The 24,558-nt window shown below is 57.2% G+C and carries 21 protein-coding genes; 7 read left to right on the forward strand and 14 right to left on the reverse strand.

Annotated features, from left to right (window positions below):
• Positions 1 to 7: 7 nt before the first annotated feature.
• The 3 genes from ACOYNV_RS00725 to ACOYNV_RS00735 all read left to right on the forward strand — a co-directional run bounded on the left by ACOYNV_RS00725 (position 8) and on the right by ACOYNV_RS00735 (position 3,448).
• Positions 8 to 1,234: a 2-methylfumaryl-CoA isomerase gene (locus ACOYNV_RS00725; protein WP_422897814.1), complete on the forward strand. Its 1,227-nt coding sequence runs from the start codon at positions 8 to 10 to the stop codon at positions 1,232 to 1,234.
• A gap of 78 nt (positions 1,235 to 1,312) precedes the next feature.
• Positions 1,313 to 2,356, forward strand: a complete 1,044-nt coding sequence (locus tag ACOYNV_RS00730) for an HpcH/HpaI aldolase/citrate lyase family protein (RefSeq protein WP_422897815.1) — start codon at positions 1,313 to 1,315, stop codon at positions 2,354 to 2,356.
• A gap of 33 nt (positions 2,357 to 2,389) precedes the next feature.
• On the forward strand, positions 2,390 to 3,448 hold the full coding sequence (locus tag ACOYNV_RS00735; RefSeq protein ID WP_422897816.1) for a MaoC family dehydratase: 1,059 nt from the start codon (positions 2,390 to 2,392) through the stop codon (positions 3,446 to 3,448).
• A gap of 442 nt (positions 3,449 to 3,890) precedes the next feature.
• On the opposite strand, the gene ACOYNV_RS00740 is transcribed toward ACOYNV_RS00735, so the two are convergent.
• From ACOYNV_RS00740 to ACOYNV_RS00760, 5 genes are read right to left on the reverse strand one after another with little or no spacing between them, the layout of a single operon-like run.
• Positions 3,891 to 4,784, reverse strand: a complete 894-nt coding sequence (locus ACOYNV_RS00740) for an alpha/beta hydrolase (protein WP_422897817.1) — start codon at positions 4,782 to 4,784, stop codon at positions 3,891 to 3,893.
• A 39-nt stretch (positions 4,785 to 4,823) separates the two neighbouring features.
• On the reverse strand, positions 4,824 to 5,210 hold the full coding sequence (locus ACOYNV_RS00745; RefSeq protein WP_422897818.1) for a rhodanese-like domain-containing protein: 387 nt from the start codon (positions 5,208 to 5,210) through the stop codon (positions 4,824 to 4,826).
• 29 nt (positions 5,211 to 5,239) lie between these two features.
• Positions 5,240 to 5,620, reverse strand: a complete 381-nt coding sequence (locus ACOYNV_RS00750; RefSeq protein ID WP_422897819.1) for an OsmC family protein — start codon at positions 5,618 to 5,620, stop codon at positions 5,240 to 5,242.
• Between the two features lie 53 nt (positions 5,621 to 5,673).
• On the reverse strand, positions 5,674 to 7,095 hold the full coding sequence (gene ccoG / locus ACOYNV_RS00755; protein ID WP_422897820.1) for a cytochrome c oxidase accessory protein CcoG: 1,422 nt from the start codon (positions 7,093 to 7,095) through the stop codon (positions 5,674 to 5,676).
• A 24-nt stretch (positions 7,096 to 7,119) separates the two neighbouring features.
• Positions 7,120 to 7,773 carry an MBL fold metallo-hydrolase gene (locus ACOYNV_RS00760; protein ID WP_422897821.1) on the reverse strand — a complete coding sequence of 218 codons (654 nt, stop codon included), beginning with the start codon at positions 7,771 to 7,773 and terminating at the stop codon, positions 7,120 to 7,122.
• Between the two features lie 280 nt (positions 7,774 to 8,053).
• On the opposite strand from ACOYNV_RS00760, the gene ACOYNV_RS00765 reads away from it, so the two are divergent.
• Positions 8,054 to 9,418 (forward strand): sigma-54 interaction domain-containing protein, encoded by a 1,365-nt coding sequence (locus ACOYNV_RS00765; RefSeq protein WP_422897822.1) that lies wholly within the window; start codon positions 8,054 to 8,056, stop codon positions 9,416 to 9,418.
• A 164-nt stretch (positions 9,419 to 9,582) separates the two neighbouring features.
• Here the strand turns inward: ACOYNV_RS00765 and ACOYNV_RS00770 are convergent, their stop codons facing one another.
• The gene (locus ACOYNV_RS00770; RefSeq protein ID WP_422897823.1) at positions 9,583 to 10,374 is read right to left on the reverse strand and encodes a sulfite exporter TauE/SafE family protein; all 792 of its coding nucleotides are present in this window, start codon (positions 10,372 to 10,374) and stop codon (positions 9,583 to 9,585) included.
• A gap of 245 nt (positions 10,375 to 10,619) precedes the next feature.
• Here ACOYNV_RS00770 and ACOYNV_RS00775 point away from each other — a divergent pair, with 245 nt between their 5' ends.
• Entirely contained in the window at positions 10,620 to 10,874 is a 255-nt protein-coding gene (locus ACOYNV_RS00775) for a hypothetical protein (protein ID WP_422897824.1), read from the forward strand.
• Between the two features lie 187 nt (positions 10,875 to 11,061).
• Here the strand turns inward: ACOYNV_RS00775 and pgeF are convergent, their stop codons facing one another.
• Positions 11,062 to 11,820 (reverse strand): peptidoglycan editing factor PgeF, encoded by a 759-nt coding sequence (pgeF, locus tag ACOYNV_RS00780; protein ID WP_422897825.1) that lies wholly within the window; start codon positions 11,818 to 11,820, stop codon positions 11,062 to 11,064.
• Entirely contained in the window at positions 11,810 to 12,940 is a 1,131-nt protein-coding gene (gene rluD / locus ACOYNV_RS00785) for a 23S rRNA pseudouridine(1911/1915/1917) synthase RluD (protein ID WP_422897882.1), read from the reverse strand. The genes pgeF and rluD overlap by 11 nt, the downstream gene beginning before the upstream one ends.
• A 1-nt stretch (position 12,941) precedes the next feature.
• Between rluD and ACOYNV_RS00790 the strand changes: the two genes are divergently transcribed.
• Positions 12,942 to 13,736, forward strand: coding sequence for an outer membrane protein assembly factor BamD (locus ACOYNV_RS00790; protein ID WP_422897826.1), 795 nt, complete (start codon positions 12,942 to 12,944; stop codon positions 13,734 to 13,736).
• 65 nt (positions 13,737 to 13,801) lie between these two features.
• Here the strand turns inward: ACOYNV_RS00790 and ACOYNV_RS00795 are convergent, their stop codons facing one another.
• From ACOYNV_RS00795 to ACOYNV_RS00810, 4 genes are all read right to left on the reverse strand, one after another.
• Positions 13,802 to 16,216, reverse strand: coding sequence for a protein kinase domain-containing protein (locus ACOYNV_RS00795; protein WP_422897827.1), 2,415 nt, complete (start codon positions 16,214 to 16,216; stop codon positions 13,802 to 13,804).
• An 81-nt stretch (positions 16,217 to 16,297) separates the two neighbouring features.
• On the reverse strand, positions 16,298 to 16,708 hold the full coding sequence (locus tag ACOYNV_RS00800) for a DUF3293 domain-containing protein (protein ID WP_422897828.1): 411 nt from the start codon (positions 16,706 to 16,708) through the stop codon (positions 16,298 to 16,300).
• Positions 16,705 to 18,051: a DNA recombination protein RmuC gene (gene rmuC / locus ACOYNV_RS00805; protein ID WP_422897829.1), complete on the reverse strand. Its 1,347-nt coding sequence runs from the start codon at positions 18,049 to 18,051 to the stop codon at positions 16,705 to 16,707. Before rmuC ends, ACOYNV_RS00800 begins: the two co-directional genes overlap by 4 nt.
• A 339-nt stretch (positions 18,052 to 18,390) precedes the next feature.
• Positions 18,391 to 21,816, reverse strand: a complete 3,426-nt coding sequence (locus tag ACOYNV_RS00810; protein WP_422897830.1) for a DUF748 domain-containing protein — start codon at positions 21,814 to 21,816, stop codon at positions 18,391 to 18,393.
• Between the two features lie 340 nt (positions 21,817 to 22,156).
• Here ACOYNV_RS00810 and ACOYNV_RS00815 point away from each other — a divergent pair, with 340 nt between their 5' ends.
• Entirely contained in the window at positions 22,157 to 22,687 is a 531-nt protein-coding gene (locus ACOYNV_RS00815) for a phasin family protein (protein ID WP_422897831.1), read from the forward strand.
• 142 nt (positions 22,688 to 22,829) lie between these two features.
• Here the strand turns inward: ACOYNV_RS00815 and ssb are convergent, their stop codons facing one another.
• A complete protein-coding gene (gene ssb / locus ACOYNV_RS00820) occupies positions 22,830 to 23,303 on the reverse strand; it encodes a single-stranded DNA-binding protein (RefSeq protein WP_422897832.1) in 474 nt (157 codons plus the stop codon).
• A 43-nt stretch (positions 23,304 to 23,346) separates the two neighbouring features.
• Positions 23,347 to 24,552 (reverse strand): MFS transporter, encoded by a 1,206-nt coding sequence (locus ACOYNV_RS00825; RefSeq protein ID WP_422897833.1) that lies wholly within the window; start codon positions 24,550 to 24,552, stop codon positions 23,347 to 23,349.
• Between the last annotated feature and the right edge of the window lie 6 nt (positions 24,553 to 24,558).

A 24,558-nucleotide genomic window follows, 5' to 3' on the forward strand; every position in this document is an offset into this window, starting at 1 on the left:
AATGAAAATGAAAATGGACGGAATTCTCAAAGGCTTGCGTGTCGTCGAAGGCTCGGCGTTTGTTGCCGCGCCGCTCGGTGGCATGACCCTGGCCCAGCTTGGTGCGGAGGTCATTCGTTTCGACCCGATCGACGGAGGGCTCGACAACAATCGCTGGCCACTGACCCTGGATGGAAAACACAGCCTGTTCTGGGCTGGCCTGAACAAGGGCAAGCGTTCGATCGCCGTCGATTTTCGCAAGCCGCGTGGACAGGAGTTGCTGACCCAGTTGATCTGCGCACCGGGCGAAAACGCCGGCCTGTTCAGCACCAACTTCCCGGCCAAAGGCTGGCTGGGTTATGAAGCGCTGAAAGCCCATCGCGCCGACCTGATCATGCTCAACTTCATGGGGCGCCGTGATGGCGGTTCAGAGGTGGATTACACCGTGAACCCACAGGTCGGCTTGCCCTTCATGAACGGGCCAATTACTTCATCCGACGTTGTTAATGACTCGTTTCCGGCGTGGGATTACATCAGCGGGCAGATGATCGCCATCGGCCTGCTCGCCGCCGAAAGACACCGACGGCTGACCGGCGAAGGGCAACTGGTTCGTCTGGCGCTGAAGGACGTGGCGCTGGCGATGCTTGGCAATCTCGGGTTGCTGGCCGAAGTGATGGTCAACAACACGGACCGGGCAAAGCATGGCAACTATCTCTATGGCTCTTTTGGGCGCGATTTCACGACGCTCGATGGCAAGCACCTGATGATCATCGGCCTGACCGACATGCAGTGGCGGTGCCTGCTCAAAGCCACCGGCCTGCAACAGGCAATGAACGAACTCGGTGCCCGGCTTGACCTTGACCTCGCCGATGATGGCAACCGCTTTCGCGCCCGGCAACAGATCGCCGCGCTCATTGAGCCATGGTTCTGCGCCCGCACGCTAGCCGAAGCGACCAGTATTCTCAATGCCAACCGCGTCACCTGGGGCCCTTATCGCGGCGTGCGCGAAGCGATTGCCAGTGATCCCGATTGCTCGGTCGACAATCCGATGTTCTCGATGACCGAACAGCCGGGCATCGGCTCCTACCTGATGCCGGCGACGCCGCTCGACTTCGATCGGGTACCACGCCTGCCGGCGATGCCGGCACCGGTTCTCGGCCAGCACACCGACCAGATTCTGCTCGACATCCTCGGCTTGAGCGAAGCCGAGGTCGGCCGTCTGCACGATGACGGCGTCGTCGCCGGGCCAGCCTGAAACTGCACTGCATAGCTCAATTACTTCCGTCTGTTTTTCGTCTGTTCCATCCGCGTTCTTTTAATAAAGGAAAATGCCATGAAGCTCCCCGTTCATTTCTACAAGCCACTCGCCATCGGCGCGCCACAACCCTTGCGCGAACTGCCGGTGCGACCGGAACGGATGATCCATTTCTTTCCTCCGCACATTGAGAAAATCCGCAACAAGGCCCCCGAGACCGCCAAACAATGCGATGTGATGTGCGGCAACCTAGAAGACGCCATCCCGATCGAATCCAAGGATGCGGCGCGCGCCGGCTTCATCGAACTGCTGAGCAACAACGACTTCGGCGACACCGCGATGTGGGTGCGCGTCAATGCCTTGAACAGCCCCTGGATACTCGATGACTTGCACGACATCATCAAGCACGTCGGCAACAAGGTCGATGTGATCATGATTCCCAAGGTCGAAGGGCCGTGGGATATTCACTTCGTCGACCAATACGTTTCCCTGCTCGAAGCGAAATATGGCATCAAGAAACCGATTCTGCTGCATGCCCTGCTTGAAACCGCGCAAGGCGTGACCAACGTCGAAGCCATCTGCGGCGCCAGTCCGCGCATGCATGGCCTGAGCCTCGGCCCGGCCGATCTGGCCGCCTCGCGCGGCATGAAGACGACCCGGGTGGGTGGCGGACATCCCGGCTACGGCGTACTGGTCGACGAGGAAGAAGGCAAGGCGACGCGCGCCTTCTATCAACAGGATCTCTGGCACTACACCATCGCGCGCATGGTCGATGCCGCCGTGGCGCACGGCTTGCATTCGTTCTACGGCCCGTTCGGCGACCTCAAGGACGAAGCCGCCTGCGAAGCGCAATTCCGCAATGCTTTCCTGATGGGCTGCTCGGGTGCCTGGTCATTGGCGCCGAACCAGATCGCCATTGCCAAGCGCGTCTTCAGCCCGGACGTCAAGGAAGTGCTGTTCGCCAAGCGCATCCTCGAAGCGATGCCCGATGGCAGCGGCGTGGCGACCATCGACGGCAAGATGCAGGATGACGCGACCTGGAAACAGGCCAAGGTCATCGTCGATTTGGCACGTCTGGTCGCCCAGCGCGATCCGGAACTGGCCACGGCCTACGGCTGGTAAGGTTTTTCAGAGTTTGACAGGGAGGAATGTCCAATGAGCCAGAAAACCAGACTGGGTAACTTCTTTGAGGATTTCAGCGTCGGGCAGAAGATCGCCCACGCCACGCCGAGAACCATTACGGAAGGCGACGTGGCGCTTTACACGGCGCTGACCGGCTCGCGCTTTGCCAGCGTTTCGGCAGACACCTTTGCCCAACGCATGGGTTTCCCGCGTTCGCCAGTCGACGATCTGCTGGCCTTCAACATGGTCTTTGGCAAGACCGTGCCGGACATCTCCCTGAATGCCGTTGCCAATCTTGGTTATGCCGCTGGCCGCTTTGGCCAGCCGGTCTATCCGGGCGATACGCTGACCTCCGATTCGACGGTGATCGGCCTGAAAGAGAACCGCGATGGCAAGACCGGCGTCGTGTACGTGCGCTCGCGTGGCGTCAATCAGCGCGGTGAAATGGTCCTTGATTATTGCCGCTGGGTCATGGTGCGCAAGAAAGATCCAGCGTCTGCGCCACCCGAAGCCATCGTGCCCGAGCTTCCAGATGCCGTGGCCGCCAACGAACTGATCGTGCCGGCGGGTATCCGCGTCGACCAGTACGACTGCGCGCTGGCCGGCAGTCCCGACTTGTGGGACGATTACCAGGTCGGCGAAAAGATCGATCACGTGGACGGCATGACCATCGAAGAAAGCGAACATATGATGGCCACCCGCCTGTACCAGAACACCGCCCGTGTGCACTTCAACCAGCACGCCGAAAAAGACGGCCGCTTTGGCCGCCGCATCGTCTATGGCGGCTACGTCATCAGCCTGGCCCGGTCCTTGTCCTTCAACGGGCTGGCCAATGCCTTCAAGGTCGTCGCCATCAATGGCGGCCGCCACGTTTCACCGGCCTTTGCCGGGATTACGGTTTATGCCTGGTCGGAAGTGCTCGAAAAGCTGGCCTTGCCGGGCCGCAACGATGTCGGAGCGCTACGGCTGCGTACCGTAGCGACCAAGGACCGTTCCTGCGCCGACTTCCCCTACAAAGTCGCTGACGGAAGCTACGATTCGAGCGTCCTCCTCGACTTCGACTACACGGTGCTGATGCCGAGAAAGTTGTAGAAAAGGCCGAGGGGCATCCGGAGTAAGAAAGTTTAAATCGTACTGCCCTGCAGACCGCATGAATAGGCGATCTCCATCATCTATGGCTGGAGATCAGCGTATTCATTGGCTCTAAGAAATAGATGGTTGTAGAACGCCTATCGGCGTGGCTTCCAGCCTGGCACCGTAATCATGGCTAAACAACAGGAATGAACAAAAGGGTTTCTCAAGAAAGTAATGAAAACCGTGGTTTGTCCGGCTGTTGTTTCACACAGGGTTTGCAAACCGCACGATTTGCGAATGCGGATAGCGGGTTTCAAACAGCCATCAAGACATCGCCGCCATGTGCCCACGTGCGGTTTTGTAGGGTGTGAAACGCGAAGCGTTGCGCACCTTCAAGGGGATCAAGCACGTCGGTGCACGCGGGGGATTCCGCGTGCGCAAGGAAAATAATTTGCGCACCCTACCGGGCTTCTCCTGCTCGCCTGGCTTCATCGAGAAAGCTGATCACCGTCCCGATGTGGCGTTCCATTTCTGCGTATTCGTCATGGCTGCCGGGCATCAGCAACAGGCGAACCTTCTCGTCGCGGCGGTTGGCGTAAATTTCCTGCGCTTCGCTGACCGGCACCATGTCATCCTCGGTGCCGTGCGCCAGCAATACCGGGCAATTCACCGCGCTGATGGTGTGGCACGGCGCGATGTCGTCAAAGCGGTAGCCGATGACGCGCTGGATGTAGAAAAGAATGTAGGCGCCGAGCGGCCAGTAGGGAATCCGCTTGAGTTGCAGCCAGCGCCGCATGATCCCCGCCGGATGGGCAAAGGCGGCCAGACTTACAGCCGCGAACAGATCCCGTCGCCGCGATGCCAGCAGCAGCCCGGCGCCGGCCCCTACCGAATGCCCGATAACGCCGACGCGCTGCGCATCCACTTCGGGCTGCGCTTGCAGCCAGTCGACCGCCTGTTCCAGGTCTTCGGCAAAGCGCGGCAAGGAGGCGAAGGTATCGACATCGCTGCGACCATGGCTGCGTGCATCGAATAATAGAAGAGAATACCCGGCTGCATGCAGTGGTTTTGCCAAGGGCAACATCATTTCGGCATTGCCACCCCAGCCATGAACAATGGCCAGTGCCGGCGCACCGTCGGCCGCCGGGATGAACCAGCCGAACAGGGTCATGCCGCGCACCGTGGGAATCTGCACTTCGCGCCACGGCAAGCCATCCGGCATGCCGGTTTCGCGTACGCACGGTGCAGCCAGACTGGAGCGAATCAGGCGATTGATGCCGAGCATGGCCAGACTGGCGAGCAGGACGACAGCAAACGCCCAGAGTACTATTGCAAAGACACCCGCCTCACCCATCAATGGCGCTCTGATGGAAAGTACAGGTTTTCCGTTCTCTTACTCAAAAGCGATCACACGGGGTTTGTCCACTGCCCGGTCATCAGCTACCCAGGCCTCGATTCCACCGGCCAGCGACACCACGTTCTTGAACCCCATCGCCTGCATTGCCACAACGGACAGCGCGGCGCGCCCGCTGTTCTTGCAATAGACGATGATGGGACGTGTCAGATTCTGCAGCGTTGGTTCATTGGAAATCTTGAATTCCAGGAGCCCGCGCGGGATGTTCTCGGCCCCCGAGAGATGCCCCTGCTGATATTCGTCAGGCTCACGAACGTCGACCAGCAGGGTATCCGGAATAGCCATCTTGTCGTGAATCTCGGCAGGAAGGCATTCCTTGATTGATTTCCTGGCTTCTTGAACCAGTTCGTGTGCGCTCTTGAACATCAAGTTCTCCATTGATTGATTGTTACTGCTCAGCTTGCGTCGACCACCGAGAATTGAATGTCGGCACCCAGCTTGACCAACTCCTTGACGGCACAGTTCTCGATTGATTCAAGAATAACGGCACGGGCACTCGACTCGATGTGCGCGGGAAACTTGACCGAAGTCAGCAACTTGTCGGGCATCAGCGGGTTGTTCGCCTTGACGACGGGACGGACGTTAATCGCAATACCCTCATCGGAAATTCCAAGTTTTTTACAGGATTTTTTCGCGTACACGCCGGCACAACCCGCTAAAGAGGCGTAGAAGGCCTCAAGGGGGTTGGGAAATGACCCATCGACTGAATAGCTGAAAGAATAAGCGCGATAGGCCACATCGATGCGTGGACCAGTGTGAAGTTCGACCTTATACATAGCAAAGCTCCGAGTTGTTTAACGGTTTGTATTGAAGGCCCAGTTCAGCGCTTTCAAGGCAGCATGAACGAGGCTTTCTCCCTGGTTTTGATCGCTGCATCCTCGGAGGCTTCGATAGAAAACAGGATCGGATTGGCGCCCTGCTTGCCGGAATCAGCATCGGTATTCACGCCGATCAAAAACGATTGCAGGGTGGCCGCCGGCACTTTCAGAATCTGCCCCGAGGACAGGCTGATGGACTTCAGTCCTTCAACGCCGATGCGGTAGCTATGCTCGAATTCGTCGGTATTCATGATGCGCAAGGTATAGATGTTTTCGATCCGCCCATCGTCCATTTCCTGCGACAGCATCGAACGGTCGCGCAGGACATCGACCTTGAGCGGGATGCGGTGCGCCAGCGACCACCCGGCGGCGGTGATGATGGCCACCAGGATCGCGCTGTAGAGCAGCACGCGAGGGCGACGGACGTGGGCGAACATTTCCTTGCGGCTCATGTGCTGGGCCAGCGCGTTTTCGGTCGAATAGCGGATCAGGCCACGCGGAAAGCTCATCTTGTCCATGATCTGGTCGCAGGCGTCGACACAGGCGGCGCAGCCAATGCACTCGTATTGCAGCCCGTTGCGGATGTCGATGCCGGTCGGGCAGACCTGGACGCAGATGTTGCAATCGACGCATTCGCCGAGTGCTGTTTGTTTTGCTGGCGCGTTTTTCCGGCGCACACCGCGCGGTTCGCCACGCTCGGTGTCGTAGGTCACGATCAGCGTGTCGGGGTCGAACATCACGCTCTGGAAGCGGGCGTAGGGGCACATGTATTTGCACACCTGCTCGCGCATGAAACCGGCAAACAGATAGGTCATTCCGCCATAGCCAAAAATCCAGAAGGTTTCCCACCCGCCGAGGCTGCCGCTGGTAATCGCGTGCATCACCTCCTTGACTGGCGTGAAGTAGCTGACAAATGTCAGTCCGGTCCATAGACCGAGCAGAAGCCATAGCCCGTGTTTAGTGACTTTCAGGCGCAACTTGCGGCTGGACATCGGCTGTTGATCGAGCTTGATGCGGGCTGGCCGCTCGCCTTCGACCTTGCGCTCTATCCACATGAATATTTCGGTATAAACCGTCTGTGGACAGGCGTAACCGCAGAACACCCGCCCGGCCATGGCCGTGAACAAGAACAATCCGTAGGCTGAGATGACCAGCAGGATGGCGAGATAAATCGCATCCTGCGGCCAGAAAACCATGCCGAAAATGTAGAACTTGCGTTCGACGAGGTGGAACAGAACGGCTTGCCGACCGTTCCAGTCGATCCAGCATAGCCCGTAAAAAATGGCCTGGGTTACAAAGACCATCACCCAGCGCCAGTTGTTGAACACGCCGCTAACTGAACGCATGTAAATCGTCTTGTGTTCTTCGAACAGGCTGACTGTTTCGCTGACCTTGGCAACTTCTGGAACAGTTGCCTCATTGACTTGTTTCATATCGACTCTTTCTGACGGGTGGTGTTAGTTGTTTGCTTCGGATGATTGGGGTGTCGTGGCTTGGCGCTGCCGCTGGATGAACTCGTCGCGCGTGATGCCGGTGAGTTTGGGGTTCTTCTCGCGCGCCTCGCCGATGCAACTGACGCGCCGGCCGGAAAAATCATGGGCCGGGTAAACCAGCGTTTCGTCGGGCAAGGTCAGCAGGTGGCGCGTCAGGCTGTCGAACAGCATTCCGGGATCGCTGTCGGCCGCATTGGTTGCCCCGCAATCGCCGATCAGCAGCGTATCGCCGGTAAACACGCGGTCGCGCCACAGATAGCTGATGCAGCCGCGGGTATGCCCCGGGGTGGATAAGGCACGCAGCAACTCATCGCCGAAAACGATGTACTCGCCCTCCTGCAGCAGCCGGTCGGCATGGATCAAGCCGCTTTGTGCACCAGCAGCCAGAATGGCCCCGGTACTCAGACGCAATGTCCCGGCCGCCGGCGCTTGCGGATTGTGTACGTGGGTCAGCAGGAGATGCGTCAGGCGCAACTGCAGTTCATCGAGCAGTGCCAGATAGAGCGTCGCCTTGTCGTCGACCGGGTCGATCAAGATGGCCTCCCGCTTGCCCATGTCCGCCAGCAAGTAAGCGAAGCTGCTCGATCGGGTGTCCGCTATCTGCCGGAAATGCGTCATGCCATTTTGCTCCGCGCCGACTTGCCTGTCAGGCGGCGTTGCGTGTTGTCACAGGAACAGGTCATGGCGGCTAACGAGGATAAGTTAGCTTTCTCTACTCAAGTACCGTGCCAGCTTTTGCACTCTCCTCAATACTCATGCAAGCAATTGATATTCAAGTAATAATTATCATGGCACCCTGTGTTGCCGGCGATGGCATTGAACGCGTAGCGCCAATAGTGGCACTCTCACCTGGACAAAAGTTATAATTACGCCAATTCTGGCACTCGACGAAACGACCATGAGCCAAGCTGTTAAATCGCTGCCCGAACTTCTCTCCTTCCTGGATAGCCAGCCCGAACCGCGCATCGTGATGGATGCGGATTACCGGATCGTTGCCGCGAATCGTGCTTACGTGCGCGAGTTTTCGCAGGGTCGTCCAATCCGCGGCCGCCATTGCTACGAGGTATCGCATCACTTCACCGTCCCCTGCGACCAGGCGGGCGAGTCCTGCCCCTTGCGCATGAGCCAGGAAGACGGCACCTCGCACCAGGTGCTGCATTTGCACCATACCTCGCGTGGCGAAGAACATGTGGTCGTCGAGACCAATCCATTGCGTGACGATCAGGGCGCCATCGTTTATTTCGTCGAAACCCTGCGCGTCGTCAAGCACGCCTCCAGCAAGGCGGCGGCAGAAGGCCTGGTCGGTCGCGCACCGGCGTTCAACCGCATGCTCGGGCTACTCATGCGCGTCGCGCCAACGAGCGCGACTGTCGTCCTCCTGGGCGAAACGGGTACCGGCAAGGAACTGGTAGCGCGTCTGATCCACGAATCAAGCCTGCGCGCCAGCGGTCCGTTCGTCGCGGTGGATTGCTCGGGGCTGACCGAAACCCTGTTCGAGAGCGAACTGTTCGGTTACGAGAAAGGCGCTTTCACCGGCGCGACTCATCGCAAGATCGGGCTGGTCGAGGCGGCCAGCGGCGGCACGCTGTTTCTCGACGAGATCGGCGACATTCCCCTGTTCCTGCAGGTCAAGCTGCTGCGCCTGCTGGAAACCGGAACCTACCGTCGGGTCGGCAGCGTCGAGGCCCTGCACGCTGATTTCCGGCTGGTCTGCGCGACACACCGCGATCTGGCGGCGATGGTCGAAAACGAAACCTTTCGCCGCGATCTCTATCACCGGATCAATGTTTTCCCCGTGCGTACACCCGCGCTCGCCGAACGCAGCGAGGACATACCGCTACTCGCCGCTTCGCTGCTCAAACGGGTTGCCGGCGACCGCGATTTGCAACTCTCGGCGTCGGCCCTCGCGCTGCTCAGCCAACAAGCGTATTCGGGAAATATCCGCGAACTGCGCAATCTGATCGAACGCGCCTCGATTCTGGCCGACGGCAACGAGATACTGCCGGAACATCTTTTCTTCAATGAAACGAGCATTGCCGTGAAAGCGGGTGTGGCCGGGTCATTCGTCGAACCAGGCACAGGAGATATACCTCAGAATTTTCATGTTGATCAGTTGATATCGCTGGAAGCGCTGGAATCAGGCTATCTCACCTGGGCGGCGCTGCGTTTCCCTGGCGGGCGACGAGAACTCGCGCAGCAGTTGGGCATCAGCCCGAGGACGCTATTCCGGAAACTCACACCGGAGATGCCCGGAAAAGGCTGAGAGCCTGTGAAAATATCAAGAATCCACCGCAGAGGCGCAAAGGCGCAGAGAAGACGCAGAGGAAACCCCATATTTTTTCAAGGTTTTCTCTGCGAAACCTCTGCGCCTTTGCGTCTCTGCGGTGGGGGTTAGTTTTTTTTCACAGCCTCTGAGAACAAAACCAATCAGATTCCCGCCAACACCTTGACGAGCAAGGCGAGGCTGGCCAGTAGACAGAGGCTGGCAAAAATCCGGCGCAAGGGGGCTTCGGGAATACGGGGAGAAAGCTGACGGGCAATGGCCATTCCGGCGACAGCGCCCAAAGCGAACGGAATTCCGATCGCCCATTCGACTCCTGAACTGGCCGACCATTGCAGCAAACCGCCGGTCGAAATCAACGCCAGCACCATGAGCGAGGTGGCGGTAACCGAGTGCATGGGCAGCGTGGTGTTCTTGCGTAGCGCCGGAACCAGGATGAAGCCGCCGCCGACGCCGAGCAAGCCGGAGAGAAACCCTGCCCCCATCCCAGAGCGCAGCATGGCCAGCGCACAGGGGCGATTCCAGATGAATCTGCCGGTCGTGCTATCGAGCACGCAGGGCAATTTGACGGTTGTCGATGATTCGCCGCCACGCCAATAGCGCCATGCCTGGTAGGCCAGAAGCGCCGAAAAAGCCAGGACCAGCGGCGTATTGGGCAGAATTCTGGAGAGATGAATGCCGAAGGGCGTTGCCAGCAAGCCGGCGCCGGCCATCAGAAACGCCGCGCGGTAACGAACGATGCCCTGGCGCAGGCCGATGAGCATCCCCAGACCAGCGCCCAATGCCATGGCGATCAGCGATATCGGCGCGCCCTTGGCCAACGGAAGGTGCATGACCAGCATCAGCAAGGGAGCCGCCAGAATGCCTCCACCGGCCCCGGTCAACCCGAGCAGCAGTCCGGTAATCAAGCCCAGAACACCCGGCAGCATGGCTTCCATTGAATATTCCTGTCTTCCTTTTTTTACGGATCAACCTGACCCGCCCGATTCACGGCTTGCAGGCAACAAGCACGATCATTGCCGAACAGAAACTGCTCTCCGGCCTCCCGCTAGCGATTGCTCCATGCGATTTCCTGGTTCATTCAACGCCTATCCTTTCTCATTCACAGGACACCGGATAAACAGGCATCATGGCGCATCTTCTAGTTGCCACAGGCCTCGATCAACTTTCCGGAGTTTCACCCATGCGATCCACCAAGGCCAGCGCGGCCGTCGAGCGACTCAGGAAACGCAGCGGCATTGCACTGTATTCGATGTCTTGCCGCTCGGACGGACTATTTTCCTTGCATCGGATGTCCACCACCGGGCAATCAGAACTCGTCGGCTCTCCCTTGCCGATGGATGAGTTCGTGCATTTCGTCAATGGACTCTCGCCTGAAAAGCCAAGGCGGGTGAGCAAGCTGGATGAAGCATTCAGGAGTCAGTTGAACAAGAAATGAATGCTCAGGACCAAGCCGCAGCAAATGCACAGTTGCTGCGCCGTGCATGACTGCAGGCCTTATGGACAGGTGATCTACAGCCTATACTACTGAAGGATGGCGTATTCATTGGCTAACCGGGGTGCATGCTTGTAGAACGCCTATTGGCGCGGCTTCCAGCGATTGGTATTGATGCAGAATAAATGTCCTACGCTGAATCGAGCCAGATCATCGACGCCATGCGTCCGCTCTGTCCATCCCGCCGGTAGGAGAAGAAACGATCCGCTTCGCTGGCGGTGCACAATGAACCGCCGAAAGCTCTGTCAATGCCTTGTCCTGCGAGACGCTGGCGCGCCAGCAGATAGATGTCGGCCAGCCACTTGCCCGACTCCGATGGCTTGAAGGCCGTAGCCGCATTCCCGTCCCTCCTGACGAACGCCGAACGTACCTCTTCGCCGACCTCAAAGGCCTGCGGCCCGATGGCCGGCCCCAGATAGGCCATCAATTCCCTCCCGGCCACGCCCATGGCCGCGATGGTTTCCTCCAGAACCCCGGCGAGCAGACCGCGCCAGCCGGCATGGGCCGCCGCAACGACGGTACCAGCGTCATCGCAGAACAGCACCGGCAGGCAATCGGCGGTCATCACCACGCAAGCCACCCCGGGCTGGCGCGAAAACGCGGCATCGGCCCGTGGTGCTTGATCGCCTTCCGTCCAGGTCGCCGCATCGATAACCCGGGTGCCATGAACCTGCTCCAGCCAGACGGGAGCGCAACCGGGTTCACCTGCAACCCACCCGCTGACCAGTGCGCGATTGGCGGCCACCGCACGCGGGTCATCGCCAACGTGACTGCCCAGGTTGAGGCTCGCATAAACCCCTGAACTTGCACCGCCGTTGCGCGTCGTCAGCAGGCTGCGCACATTCGGCGGCGCAGGCCAGTCAGGGACAATCCATTCCTTACTGCTCACACTCGTCCTCGTCCTCATCTTCAACAGGGCCATCGCCACGGGCATAGATGATTTCGGGACCACCCTCCAGTTCGTCGTCCCAGTCCTCGTCTTCTTCTTCGATGGCACGTGCCTCGAAAGCCAGCATGCGCGCCGTCTGGACCAATTCGGCCAGGTCATCGGGCAAGTTCGACCGCCACAGCATCGGCTTGCCGCTCGCCGGATGCACCAGCCCCAGGCGACGGGCATGCAGTGCCTGACGATGGAATTGTGGCCCGATCGGCACCCGGCTGGCACCCCCGCCATAAACCGGATCGCCAACCAGCGGATGCTTGATGGAGGTCAGGTGTACGCGAATCTGGTGCGTCCGACCGGTTTCCAGCGCACATTCGATCAGTGTGCAATCGATGAAGCGCTCGACGATACGATAATGGGTTCGCGCCGGCTTGCCGGTTTTCACCACGGCCATTTTGGTCCGTTGCGTCGGGTGGCGGGCAATCGGCGCATCGACCGTTCCGCCGCGTTCAACGCTGCCGCGCACCAGTGCCTGATAGTAGCGTTTGACCGTATGCGCCTGCATCTGGCGCACCAGATCGGTCTGCGCCTCCAGTGTCTTGGCGACGACCATCAGGCCGCTGGTGTCCTTGTCGAGTCGATGCACGATACCGGCACGAGGAATGTTTTCGAGGGCCGGTTCGTGGTAAAGCAAGGCGTTGAGCAACGTACCGCTCCAGTTGCCGCTGCCCGGATGCACCACCAGGCCGGCCTGTTTGTCGAGTACGATCAGCGTGTCATCCTCATGGACGATATTGAGCTCAATTGCTTCCGGAGAATACGCTTGCTTATGCTCATCCGGCGCTTCGGCCAGTTCGATGCGCTCTCCGCCCCAAAGCTTCTGCTTCGGTTCGCTGACAATCGCTCCGTCTACGGAAACCCGGTCTTCACGTATCCAGTTCTGCAGACGGCTACGCGAATGCTGAGGCCGAAGGCGGGCAAGAACCTGATCCAGACGTTGACCTCCGCAATCGGCGGGAACGCTCAGGGCAAGCCGGGGGTTTGCGCTATAATCTGCGCGCTCAATGCTTTCCCCGGTGTTTTCTTTGGCTTGATCGACTTCTGTTTTCTTATGTGGAATTTTCATCATGCGTAGTTTAGCGGTTATCGCAGCGCTTTTCCTGGCCACGCTCATCGGCGGTTGCGGACTTCTACCCGATGTAAAGGATGAAACCGCCGGCTGGTCGGCCAACAAATTGTATTCCGAAGCCAAGGAAGCCCTCAACGACGGCTCCTACGAAAAGGCGATCAAGTATTTCGAAAAGCTCGAATCACGCTACCCCTTCGGCAGTTTTGCCCAGCAAGCACAGATGGACATTGCCTATGCCTACTGGAAGGACAACGAACCCGCTGCAGCCGTTGCCGCCTGTGACCGGTTCATCAAGTTGCATCCGAATCACCCGAACGTCGACTATGTTTATTACCTGCGCGGACTGGTGAATTTCAACGAGGATCTGGGCATCATGGGTCAGATCAGTCAGCAGGACATGACCGAACGTGACCCGAAAGGTGCTCGCGAATCCTTTGATGCCTTCAGGGATCTGGTCACCCGCTTCCCGGACAGCAAATACGCGCCGGACGCCATATTGCGCATGAAGTACCTGGTCAATGCGCTGGCCTCGCTGGAGGTGCACGTCGCGCGCTACTACATGAAGCGCAACGCCTATCTGGCCGCCATCAACCGGGCCCAGTACGCATTGAAAAACTACCCGGAAGCGCCGGCGACCGAAGAAGCCCTGTTCATCATGGTCAAGGCCTACGACCTGATGGGCATGGACGACCTGCGCGACGACGTCGAACGCATAATGCGCAAGAACTATCCGGACAGCGTCTATTACACACGCGGCCTTGAGCGCAAGGAACCATGGTGGAAGCTGTGGTAGGTTGCTGCTGAACCGCCAGCACCACACGAAAACGACCGCCAGCCGGTCGTTTTCATTTTGCACCCTCAGCTTGACTGCTTGATCGCCAGTACCGCCTGATTGCGCAAGGTGCGTAGCAGGGACAATTCCTTCTCGGAGATCACAATCTCACCGGCGCGATCACAGTCGGCATAAATCATCGCGACTGGATTGCTCTTGATGCACAGGGGAAAGATGACAAATGTTCCGGCGTTTACCCCCTTGCGAAACCACTCGGGGATGCGTGCGGAAATTTTTTGATCGCGGCTATCGCTGATCAGAATATCGACGCCTTTGGACAAGGCCGCATGGAAGATATCCGGCGTGAAGGTCAGGGAAAAGTTGAAGCGCCTGGCTATCTCCAGCGCATCCGGGCCAAAGCCGAAACGGCCTAGCATCGTATTGTTGCGTGCATCGCGAACACAAAGGATGACCCGCTTGAATCCTTTGCCGCGGTACATTGTTTCCAGGATGATGCGCAGCACATCATTGATCTTGAAATCTTCGACCAGTGTATTGCTGATGTCCTGAATGCCTGCCATCAGGATGACTTCTGAATCACCGGTTTCAGCTGCCGCCTCGGCGTCATCCTCTTCACCCTCAACTAGCGGGCTGCCTGGGGCGCCTGCGGGAACAACGTCGCAAAGCACGGTTTCCGCGCTTTCATCAACCCCCTCTGGCACCGGCCCCACCACTCCTGCAGGTTCCGGCTTGGCACTCCACGTCTTCATTTGCCGGCCAAACGCGGATTGCTTCAGATTGACACCGATGATGCCGGCGAACTGGGTCACTTCCAGAAACGATTTTTCCATCGTCTCGCGCAAAGCCTGCTCGCTGAGCGCGATGTTTGCGCCGAAACGAGTCTTGACCTTGTTCAACTCTTTTTGCCTTTGCTCAGGCTCGACATCGGAAATCAACGTACACAGCTCATTTGCGAAGGCCGACAGTACCCGCATGCGCTCTTCGATGGTGTTTGCCTTGCGCACGTTACCTGCAGGCAACTTGCGCATGCTATTGACGATAAGACTTGGAAAGCCCCAGGTGCGGGAAATGCCGATGCCCAGATCCTCGAACGAAATGCCGAGCACCTGTACTGTCGCGGCTTCCTCGCTACAGGGCTTTTGCTCGATCACCCGCTTGATTTCTTCGCTTTCATCCGGGAAGTAATACTGGCTCAACATCCGTCCGAGGTTATGAAACATCGAACAGATGAATACCTGCTCCACGTCGCGCGACGAAGATTTCTCGCCAATATCCTTGGCCAGGATGGCGGCCAGATTGGCGCGAAGGAATTCCTCCTTGAGCTGGCTGGCATTCCCCTTGTTTTGCAAGTGCTCGAAGAGCATTACCGTAATCGAAATATTGCGTACTGCATCAAAGCCGAGCACCAGAACGGCACGTGAAATCGTACTGATGTTTCCGCCGCCCGCCTGGCGGTAAAAAACGGAATTGACCAGGCGAAGAATCTTGTTGGTCAGCGAAAAATCCTTGAGGATCGAGTTGGAGAGGTTGGAGACACTCTCCTTGTCGGAACCCGTAATCTTGTTGATCGTGCTGACCGACTCCGACAGGGCCGGAAAATCACTCTTGTGACGCATGCGCCGTAACAGAAAATCGATGGTGCTCTGCTTGGTATCTGCCGAGGCAACCGGATCGCCTGGTTCCAGATAGCTATCCAGCGCCTCGCGCATCTCGATGATCGAGGCGAAACGCTGCTGCGGATTACGTGCAATGGATTTGTAGAGCACGCTGGCAAGCTGGTCATCGAACTCTGTGCCGGCCTTCTTTGGCAACTTGATATCTTCATTGGCCAACCGGTTCATGACTTCATAGACATTGTCGCCCTGCACCGCACGCTGCCCGGTCAACAATTCGTAGAAGACCAGACCGGCCGAAAAAACATCGGTGCGTTCGCTACTTTCCCTAAGGTCGATATATTCAGGAGCCATATAGCAAGGCGTCCCCATGTAGGCTTCACCGTTATTGGACTGCGCCTCGACGCGCGCAGCAATGCCGAAGTCCATCACACGCGGCATGCCATTGTTGTCGATCAGGATATTGTTTGGTTTGAGGTCCCGATGAATGATGCCTGCCGCGTGGGCATGGGCTATCGCATCCAGCACCGGATACAGGATCGCGATCGCTTTCACCGGTGTCAGGTGGCCACCGGACTTCAGGTAATCGCCAAGATTCTTGCCCGGAACGAACTCGAATACGAGGTAAATATCCCCATCTTCTTCACCGGCTTCAAAAATCGGAACGATATTTGGATGGCGCAACTGGCTGACCATGCGCGCTTCGGAAAGAAGTTGCTGATTCTTCTGCGGATCAGGGCGGGAAAAATGCATCGTCTTGATCGCCACCTCGCGCTGCAGATGCGGATCACGGGCCAGATATACAACACTCTGGGATCCCCGACCCAATTCGCGAACGATCTCGAAACGTCCAATTTTCTTGCTCATGGCACCCATCACTTATGTCGTGAATTGATACTACCTGCAACCAGCAGCGAGGAAAAGAGACTAAACACCAAGCCCGTTTTGCTATATCCAGACAAGGCGCGGTGCAGCTCCGATGTTGCCACAAACACAGGCCAACTGAAAAAGCTCTGCAGCCAGATTGCACACCTCCTTTTCACTAACCTGCAAGAGCAGACAACCCGGTTCCGCCGGCCACAGACCATCATCGGCGAGGTTGCAGGCAGTCAGGCAAGGCCAGCCGAGCGCCTGCAATCGTTCCCGCAAACGAGTCTGGCGCAGCGGGTTTTCAGCGTCGCAGCGGACGCCACCCGGGTTGCAGGCGGTGAGCAGTCCCCAGCAAGAAACTCCCTGCTTGCGCAGAAAGTCATCAAACCCGGAATTCAATTCACCAATCCGCAAATCGAAAACCCCTTCAATGGTCTCAACCCGATAGGTCGTCGCCCGAAACGCGGCCTCGATTGCGTCCGTTCTCATACCTCTTCTTCAGCCGACTCGATTTCTTCCAGCGCGCCCAAGCGTTCCTGTGCGTCAATCAACGGCAAGGCTTCGACGCCTTTCAGCTTGCGCTCGATCTGGCGGGTGCGCACGCTGGCTGATTCGATGCTCTTGGTCGCCTGCTCAAGTTTCTTGCGCGTTGCTTCAAGGGCATCGCCAAACTTTCCGAATTCTGTCTTGATCGCGCCCAGCACGCCCCATACTTCCGAAGAGCGCTTCTCGATGGCCAACGTCCGGAAACCCATCTGCAAACTGTTGAGCAAGGCCGCCAATGTGGTCGGCCCGGCAATGCTGATGCGGAAATCGCGCTGCAGGCCATCGGCCAGGCCGGGACGGCGCAAGGCTTCGGCGTACAGCCCCTCGGTCGGCAAATAGAGAATGGCGAAATCCGTGGTGTACGGCGGCTCGACATATTTGTCGCGGATTTTCTTCGCCTCATCGCGCAGACGAAGCTCAAGGGCTTTGGACGCCAACTCAACGGCTACCGGATCTGCTCTGTCCTGTGCTTCGATCAGGCGCTGATAATCTTCCATCGGGAATTTAGCGTCGATCGGCAACCATACCGGACGCTTGTCGTCCTCACCCATCTCGCGGCCCGGCAGGCAAATGGCAAATTCAACGCGCTCATTGCTGTTCGGTCGCGTAATCACATTCTTCTGGTACTGCTCGGCGGTCAGCACCTGATCGAGCAAGGCCTCAAGTTGCACCTCACCCCAGGTGCCCCGCGTCTTGACGTTGGTCAGCACCTTCTTCAAATCGCCGACACCGGCGGCCAGTGCCTGCATCTCGCCGAGCCCCTTATGCACCAGTTCCAGTCGCTCGCTGACCAGCTTGAACGAGTCACCGAGGCGCTGCTCCAGCGTCGCGTGCAACTTTTCATCGACGGTCTTGCGCATCTCCTCCAGTTTGCTCGCGTTATCGGCCTGAATGGCGCCGAGGCGCGCCTCGATCGACAGGCGCAATTGCTCGAAACGCTGCTCGTTGCTTTGCGTCAGGCGAGCCAACTGCTGCGCAAACGACTCAAGCTGCTGGCCCTGCAAGGTACCGAGCTGCCCCACCTGGGCCGACAGCGTTTTAGCCAGACGATCAAGCGACTGCGACTGCTCATCACGATCCCCGCGCGCTGCGGTCGCTGCTTCCTGGCGACCCCGCGCCATTTCCTGCCGCAATTCGCGCTCCACCCTTTCCAGTCCCCCTTCCAGGGAGCGAAAATAAGGATCAAGAGAATCGTCCTTGCGTCCGCTGCGCTGCAATAACACCACCAGCAACAACAACCCGACGATGCCAATCGCTACCAGCCCGTACAACAAGAACTCACCCATGCATTTCTTTCAACAATTGGCCGCGCAGCAGCAAAAACAAAACGTCCACCGCAAAGGCGCGAAGAGCGCAAAGGATTCGCAAAGAAGAGCAATAACCAGAAAATCAGAGGTTTTCTTTGCATTTGCTTTGCGCTCTTCGCGGCTCTGCGGTGGACTCTAGTAGTCAGTCATGCTGAAATCTATGGAAATCCCCGTCATTCCGGGCTTGACCCGGAATCCAGAGGTGCACCACTGGATTCCGGGTCAAGCCCGGAATGACGAATATTTTTTCAGCACATTTCAACATGACTGACTACTAGTGCCAAATAAGACTAACCTTTACACCCTGCGCAGAAAAGCTCACTTCAGTGAGAAATCAACACGACTGCTCTTGGCCTTTTCGTCAGATCCCGACTTCGCTGCGGTGTCACCGAGTTTGCTTGGCAGCAGGAAAACCCGCTCGGCAGATACTTCGCGCTCAATGAGCCAGTCACGCACCGCCTTTGCCCGACGCTCACCCAGTTGGCGCAAATCATCGTCGTCAACGATCGAATTGGCCAGCATCAGTTTTTCCATTTCCTCAACCGGCAGACTCTTGACCATGCCGATCATGTTGCGCGGCTTGGGAAATTTTTCTGCCTTGTACACCCGTTCAAGCAGCGCCGGGTATTCCTGATCGCTGACCTCGACTGTTTCGGCCGAACCGCTTTCTACGCTCTTTTTCGTCAGATCCTCACGCTTCAACGCCCGCACCTTGCGATCGATACGTGCGCTCTTCAAACCCTCGCGATCTTGCTCAAGATCGACACGCCCCTCAACCTCCAGCTTGAGCGCCGGCCGATCAATCAGCGCCTTGGTCAAATTCTCCAGGCGCTTCTGTGACGCTGGTGTAATCGCCGCTCGTCCGTAGTCGAATTCGACGTTCGACAATTCCTCGCTACTGCCGAACATCGAGCCGATCAAGGCAAAGGGCGAGGTCACCGCCTTGATAAAGAGATTGACGATGACCTTGATGACCAGGCTGCCGATGCTGAACTGCGGATCATTGAGCGAGCCGGAAATGGGCAGATTGAGATCGATCTCGCCGTTCCTGTTCTTCAACAGCGAAACCGCCAGCGTTACCGGAAGTTTGGTCGCATCCGGGCTTTCAACCGGGTCGCCGAAAGTCAGTTGATCGAGAAATATCCGGTTCTCGGCTTCCAGTTGATCGTTTTCGATCTTGTATTTCACGGTCAGGGAAAGCTTGCCCTTTTCGATCGCGTAACCTGCGTACTTGCCGGAATAAGAAGAAAACGAAGTCAACTCGATACCTTTGATCTCCGCCTGCAAATCAAGATAAGGCTTGGCCGACAGCGGATTGATCTGTGCCGTTACAGTGAGTGGTGCCACGTTGTCGTAATTGCCGCGCAATTCAAGGCTGGCGATGCTGCCTGGTTCCGACGACAGGCCGGTAATGCGACCGCCAATCTTCTTTAGATTCGCCGTGTAGTTGGGCTTGACGAAGTTATCGCTGAATCTGACATTGCCACCCTGCAAGGTGATCTTGCCGATCTTGATCGGAAACACCGGCTTGCTTTCGGCAACGGTCGGTGCCACAGGATTAAGCGGTGCCACCGCCTTGCCATCTGAAGTTTTCGTTGCCGGTGCTTCTGCTGGAGCCGCGCCCTGATCAGCCGCCGGCGGAACAACGGCAACCGCTGCCGCTTCATCCTTGCGCACGACCTGCATCAGGTTGAGCTTGCCCTCGGGGCTGATAATCACTCGTGCAAAAAAGTCGGAAAGCGCGATCTCGCCGATCGAGAGCGAGTCCGGCTTCAAGCGTGCTTCAACCTTGCCGAAATAAAGCGACTTCCAGCGCAGGAAATCCGCCGAGTTCAGCTTATCCACCGCGTTGAAATCGCCAATCGTCGCCTGCCCGTTGAATCCGCCGGCCAGAACGGGCGGATCAGTCTTCTTGCCGCTCTCTTCCTGTCGCAACTGAACATTGCCATTGACCGTCAACTGCCCACGAGTCACGTCGATGTTCAGTTTCTCGGCAAAATACGGCTGCAGCGGCAGCAACTCAAGTGTCTTGATATCCAGATTCAGGTTGGCATCGAGCGGGAACGGTTTGACGGTTCCATCCAGCGCAATCTCACCCTTGTTGTTGAACTTGAAACGCGCCGCCAGTTTGGCCGTCTGCCCCGGCTCGGTCGACAGGTTCTCTATTTCACAGGCAAAGCCAGATACAACGTGAGTTGCCGCCGGAGATACGGCACGGTCTTCAAAGCGAACACCGATATCCTCGCAGACATACTTGGCCATCGTGATCTTCCACGGCGCCGAGGTATCTTTCTGCGACGCCTCAAGGACACGCAATGCCGGCGTCTGCAGCCAGTCGATCCTGCCCTCGGCAGTACGCCGGATCAGGGCGCGCACACCCCGTGCCTGGGCGTCGCCTACCGATACTTCATGTTTGGCCAGATCAAGCTTCCCGCCCTTGACCGCGAAGCTATCGACCTTCAGCCACTCCTCGGCAATCACCCGCCATGCAGCATCAAATTCGGCCGGCGCCGTGCCTTTGCTGTCGAGCTTCCTTAGATCCAGTTCAACGGCTTCGACACTGGCGTTGAACGGCTTGCCGTGCGACTCGTCTAGCCAGCGCAGCGCACCGCCAGCAACTTTCGCTTCTCCGAGCGACCACTCAAGCGGCGCCGCAGGTTCCACTTTCTCGACGGCTTGCGCCATCGGTTTGCCCGCCTCCAGCTCCTTGCGGAAAAACTCGATCCAGTTGATCGTACCTTGCCGGCTGACCCGCGCATGAATCTCCGGCGAATCAACGGCAACACGATCAATGACGAACTTTCTGCTCAGCACATCGGCCGAGCCGATCACCAGATCAAGCTGCTTGAACGACAGCAGCGAAGCGCCGGACGAATCCTTGACATCAAGGCTCTTGATGGCCGTCGTGCCGGAGAGAACCAGCGTTGAAGGCTTGTCCTTCTCCTGATGGAACACGAGTTTCAGATTCGTATCCAGCGCACCGGACAGCACCTTGATCGGCAAGTCGAACGGAATGTAATCCGCATACTTGGCGATCTGCAGTTCGCTCAGATCAAGCGCCAGTTCACTCTCCAGCGAACTTGCGAAAGGCTTGCTCTTGCCTTTGATGAGCAGCGGCGCACCGTTGATGCTCGCCGAGAATGCCGGTTCGACAAAGCTCTCAACGGCATAAGCCATGCTCGAAATAAAGGGCAAGGTCAGATTGATGTCGCTGACGACATGCTTTTCGTCAAGCAGTCGGTCATCAAACTCAATCACCCCTCCCGTCAACTGGATATTGTTGAGCGAAAACAGTGGCGTCGGATCGTCGTTCTTCGGCTTGGCCAGGAACTCGTCAACCAGGTCGGAGAAGTTATAGCGCTTGTCGGACAAACGCACGACCCTGAGCTTGGGGTTCACCAGCCGGATCTCGCCGATAACCGGTCCGCCCCGAAATATCGAGAGCGCCTCAAGGTTCAGATACAGGCTGTCAAAACTGGCAAAGGTCTCGCTCCCCTCTCGTTCCTTGATGGCAAAGCCCTCCAGGGTAACGGACAGAGCGTAGGGGTTGATGCTGACGCTATTGACTGTAACCGGCCGGTGCAGCGCTTCACCAAGTTTCTCAAGCAGAGTGGATTTGACAAAGGGCGGCAGGACAAAAAAACCAAGCACTCCGACCAGTACAAATGCCACCAGAAAACGCAAAGCGTATTTGCGTGTTTTTTCGGAATGAAGAACCATCTTTATTTTTTCATAATCGATCATGATATCCAGCCGTAATTGTCTTGCAAGAAAGGATAATTTATCACGATCGAACAGTTTAGTTGGCGGGATCAGATGGCTAGCAAAGCAAGAAGCCTGGATATAAAAACACGGACAGGGGAAAACCAAGTGGGCTGATCAGCATTAGACTCAATTTCCCAATTCCAGCGGATGGATTAACCAATATTCCAAATAAATCATGAAATGTTTTTTGCTGCGTCGCAGCAAGGATCACTTGACATAGGTGTTCCCATACATATAATCGCAACATGGTGCAGTGCAGCAAACCACGTGTCTCATTGGATACTGCCTATGCCATAGTTCATTCCAAAGGAGATTTTCCATGATTACGACCCCCGAAAAATTTGTTGCCGCCAACAAGGCAGTTGTTGATTCCCTGCTATCCCTCGCCAACACGGCTCTGTCCAGCGCTGAACGTATCGCTGCACTGAATCTGAATACTGCCCGCTCGATACTGGAAGATGGTGTAGCAAACGCCAAAGCTTTGATCAGCGCCAAGGATCCACAGGAAGCATTCAAACTGTCGGTAGCGCAGGCTCAACCGGTTGTTGAGCAGGTCGTTGCCTACAGCCGCAGCCTTTACGAGATTTCGGCGCATTCGAAAGAAGACATATCCAAACTGCTCGAAAGTCAGTTCAGCGACTTCCAGCAGCAGGTTTCCAGCCTCATTGCGACGGCAGCCAAAAACGCCCCGGTCGGTTCGGATGTTGCTGTTGCCGCCGTCAAGTCAGCACTTGAGGCCGCCAACTCATCGTTTGGCAACATGAGGAACATGGTCAAGCAGGCAACTGAAATTGCTGAAGCCAACATCGTCAAGGCAAGCAATGCGGCGACCAGTTTCGGCAAGAAATAATAAATTCTGATCGACTGATTCTCGCGCTTGCGCAAAGCCAACGGCCATAATTCAATCAACAGTTTTTCCACGTCGACAATGCAAAAAGCCCGCAAATGCGGGCTTTTTTTGTTATTTCTACATTTCGTAGAAAACGTAATCCTCAGAACGGTATGTCATCATCCATATCTTCAAAACTTGGAACCTTTTTGGCTGGTGCCGCGCGTGGTGCTGCCGAGGCTCCCGAGGTAGGCATGCTGCCGCCGTATTCTGCCTCGCCACCAGAGGATGATGCGGTGTTTTGACGGCCGCCGAGCATCTGCATTTCGTTGGCTTCGATTTCAGTCGTGTAACGTTCCTGACCCTCTTTGTCCTGCCACTTGCGGGTGCGGATGCGGCCTTCGACATAGACTGCCGAACCTTTTTTAAGGTATTGCCCAACGATTTCCGCAAGTTTGCGATAGAAGACAACTCGATGCCACTCGGTGAGTTCCTTTTTCTCGCCGGATGCCTTGTCTTTCCACGATTCCGTGGTGGCCAGGCGAATATTCGCAACGGCGTCGCCATTAGGCATGTAGCGGGTTTCCGGATCGGCTCCCAGATTGCCGACGAGAATCACTTTATTGACCGATGCCATGTTGCCTCCATGAAGTGTGTTCGAAACGCGGATTATAGAATATTTATACGGAGGGCTGCCGGGCGCGCGGAGTCGGCATGGTCATGCTCATCGCAAACCCTAGCCAGACGAGCGCCAGCGTAGCGCTGACCAGCCACACGGCGGCCGGGCCCGAGAATTTGACCAGCACTCCGCCGAGGGTGCCACCCAGAAAAAGACCGAGAGACTGAGTCGTGTTGTATATCCCCAAAGCTGCTCCTTTGGCGTGCGCCGGGGCAATGCGAGAAATCAGCGAAGGTTGGGTCGCTTCCAAAACGTTGAAGGCGACAAAGAAAAGTAGCAACCAGAAGAACAAGGCATAAGCTCCAGAACCAAAGAAACCGAAGCCTGCTTGAACAACAAGCAACAGCACAATTGCTGCATTGAATACAAGTTTCATCTTTCCGTGTTTTTCAGCGGCAATAATGGCCGGAACCATCACCACAAAAGACAGCAATACGGCCGGCAGATAGACCTTCCAGTGTTCGGCAACGGGCAGACCAGCGCTGCTGACCAGCGCCGAAGGCACCAGTATCCACATCGCCGTCTGTATCAGGTGCAAGGTAAAAACCCCGAAATTCATGCGCAGCAACTGGGGATGGACAAGTACCTCGACAAAACTGGGCCAGCCAGGCTGTCGGGGAATGGCAGGTGCTGCCGGAACAACCTTGAGCACGACGAAAATTGCCAGCAGCGAAAGAACTCCGGTCAGAGCGAAGATGCCGGGCATGCCGATAGTGGCGTAGAGCAGTGGCGCGCCGACCATCGACAGGGCAAAAACCAGACCGATGGAAGAGCCGATCATCGCCATCACCTTGGTCAGATGTTGCTCGCGGGTGAGATCGGCAGCCAGCGCGGTCACTGCGGCAGAAATGGCGCCAGCACCCTGCAGAACGCGCCCGCCGATGATGCCGTAAATATCATGCGACATGGCAGCTACAAAGCTGCCAACAGCGAAAAGCACAAGGCCGAAAACAATCACCGGCTTGCGCCCGAAACGATCCGAAGCGGCACCATAGGCGATCTGCAGGAAAGTCTGGGTCAGCCCGTAAGCACCGAGAGCCAGGCCAACCAGCGCCATGTCGTTGCCTGAAGGCAATTCCTTGGCGTAAATTGAGAAGACCGGCAGGATCAGGAACAACCCCAGCATGCGCAATGCAAAAATCGAGGCCAACCCGGCACCGGCACGACGCTCGGCAGATGTCATCGAATCATTGGTGGGAGATAACATCGGGGC

Origin of the sequence: Propionivibrio sp., assembly GCF_049316945.1 — a bacterium.
Taxonomy (GTDB): domain Bacteria; phylum Pseudomonadota; class Gammaproteobacteria; order Burkholderiales; family Rhodocyclaceae; genus Propionivibrio.

What these genes read in the sequence shown, in the direction of transcription:
- ACOYNV_RS00725 (WP_422897814.1), top strand. Translation starts at nt 8, where the DNA reads ATGAAAATGGACGGAATTCTCAAAGGCTTGCGTGTCGTCGAAGGCTCG.
- ACOYNV_RS00730 (WP_422897815.1), top strand. Translation starts at nt 1,313, where the DNA reads ATGAAGCTCCCCGTTCATTTCTACAAGCCACTCGCCATCGGCGCGCCA.
- ACOYNV_RS00735 (WP_422897816.1), top strand. Translation starts at nt 2,390, where the DNA reads ATGAGCCAGAAAACCAGACTGGGTAACTTCTTTGAGGATTTCAGCGTC.
- ACOYNV_RS00740 (WP_422897817.1), bottom strand. Translation starts at nt 4,784, where the DNA reads ATGGGTGAGGCGGGTGTCTTTGCAATAGTACTCTGGGCGTTTGCTGTC.
- ACOYNV_RS00745 (WP_422897818.1), bottom strand. Translation starts at nt 5,210, where the DNA reads ATGTTCAAGAGCGCACACGAACTGGTTCAAGAAGCCAGGAAATCAATC.
- ACOYNV_RS00750 (WP_422897819.1), bottom strand. Translation starts at nt 5,620, where the DNA reads ATGTATAAGGTCGAACTTCACACTGGTCCACGCATCGATGTGGCCTAT.
- ccoG (WP_422897820.1), bottom strand. Translation starts at nt 7,095, where the DNA reads ATGAAACAAGTCAATGAGGCAACTGTTCCAGAAGTTGCCAAGGTCAGC.
- ACOYNV_RS00760 (WP_422897821.1), bottom strand. Translation starts at nt 7,773, where the DNA reads ATGACGCATTTCCGGCAGATAGCGGACACCCGATCGAGCAGCTTCGCT.
- ACOYNV_RS00765 (WP_422897822.1), top strand. Translation starts at nt 8,054, where the DNA reads ATGAGCCAAGCTGTTAAATCGCTGCCCGAACTTCTCTCCTTCCTGGAT.
- ACOYNV_RS00770 (WP_422897823.1), bottom strand. Translation starts at nt 10,374, where the DNA reads ATGGAAGCCATGCTGCCGGGTGTTCTGGGCTTGATTACCGGACTGCTG.
- ACOYNV_RS00775 (WP_422897824.1), top strand. Translation starts at nt 10,620, where the DNA reads ATGCGATCCACCAAGGCCAGCGCGGCCGTCGAGCGACTCAGGAAACGC.
- rluD (WP_422897882.1), bottom strand. Translation starts at nt 12,940, where the DNA reads ATGAAAATTCCACATAAGAAAACAGAAGTCGATCAAGCCAAAGAAAAC.
- ACOYNV_RS00790 (WP_422897826.1), top strand. Translation starts at nt 12,942, where the DNA reads ATGCGTAGTTTAGCGGTTATCGCAGCGCTTTTCCTGGCCACGCTCATC.
- ACOYNV_RS00795 (WP_422897827.1), bottom strand. Translation starts at nt 16,216, where the DNA reads ATGAGCAAGAAAATTGGACGTTTCGAGATCGTTCGCGAATTGGGTCGG.
- ACOYNV_RS00800 (WP_422897828.1), bottom strand. Translation starts at nt 16,708, where the DNA reads ATGAGAACGGACGCAATCGAGGCCGCGTTTCGGGCGACGACCTATCGG.
- rmuC (WP_422897829.1), bottom strand. Translation starts at nt 18,051, where the DNA reads ATGGGTGAGTTCTTGTTGTACGGGCTGGTAGCGATTGGCATCGTCGGG.
- ACOYNV_RS00810 (WP_422897830.1), bottom strand. Translation starts at nt 21,816, where the DNA reads ATGATCGATTATGAAAAAATAAAGATGGTTCTTCATTCCGAAAAAACA.
- ACOYNV_RS00815 (WP_422897831.1), top strand. Translation starts at nt 22,157, where the DNA reads ATGATTACGACCCCCGAAAAATTTGTTGCCGCCAACAAGGCAGTTGTT.
- ssb (WP_422897832.1), bottom strand. Translation starts at nt 23,303, where the DNA reads ATGGCATCGGTCAATAAAGTGATTCTCGTCGGCAATCTGGGAGCCGAT.
- ACOYNV_RS00825 (WP_422897833.1), bottom strand. Translation starts at nt 24,552, where the DNA reads ATGTTATCTCCCACCAATGATTCGATGACATCTGCCGAGCGTCGTGCC.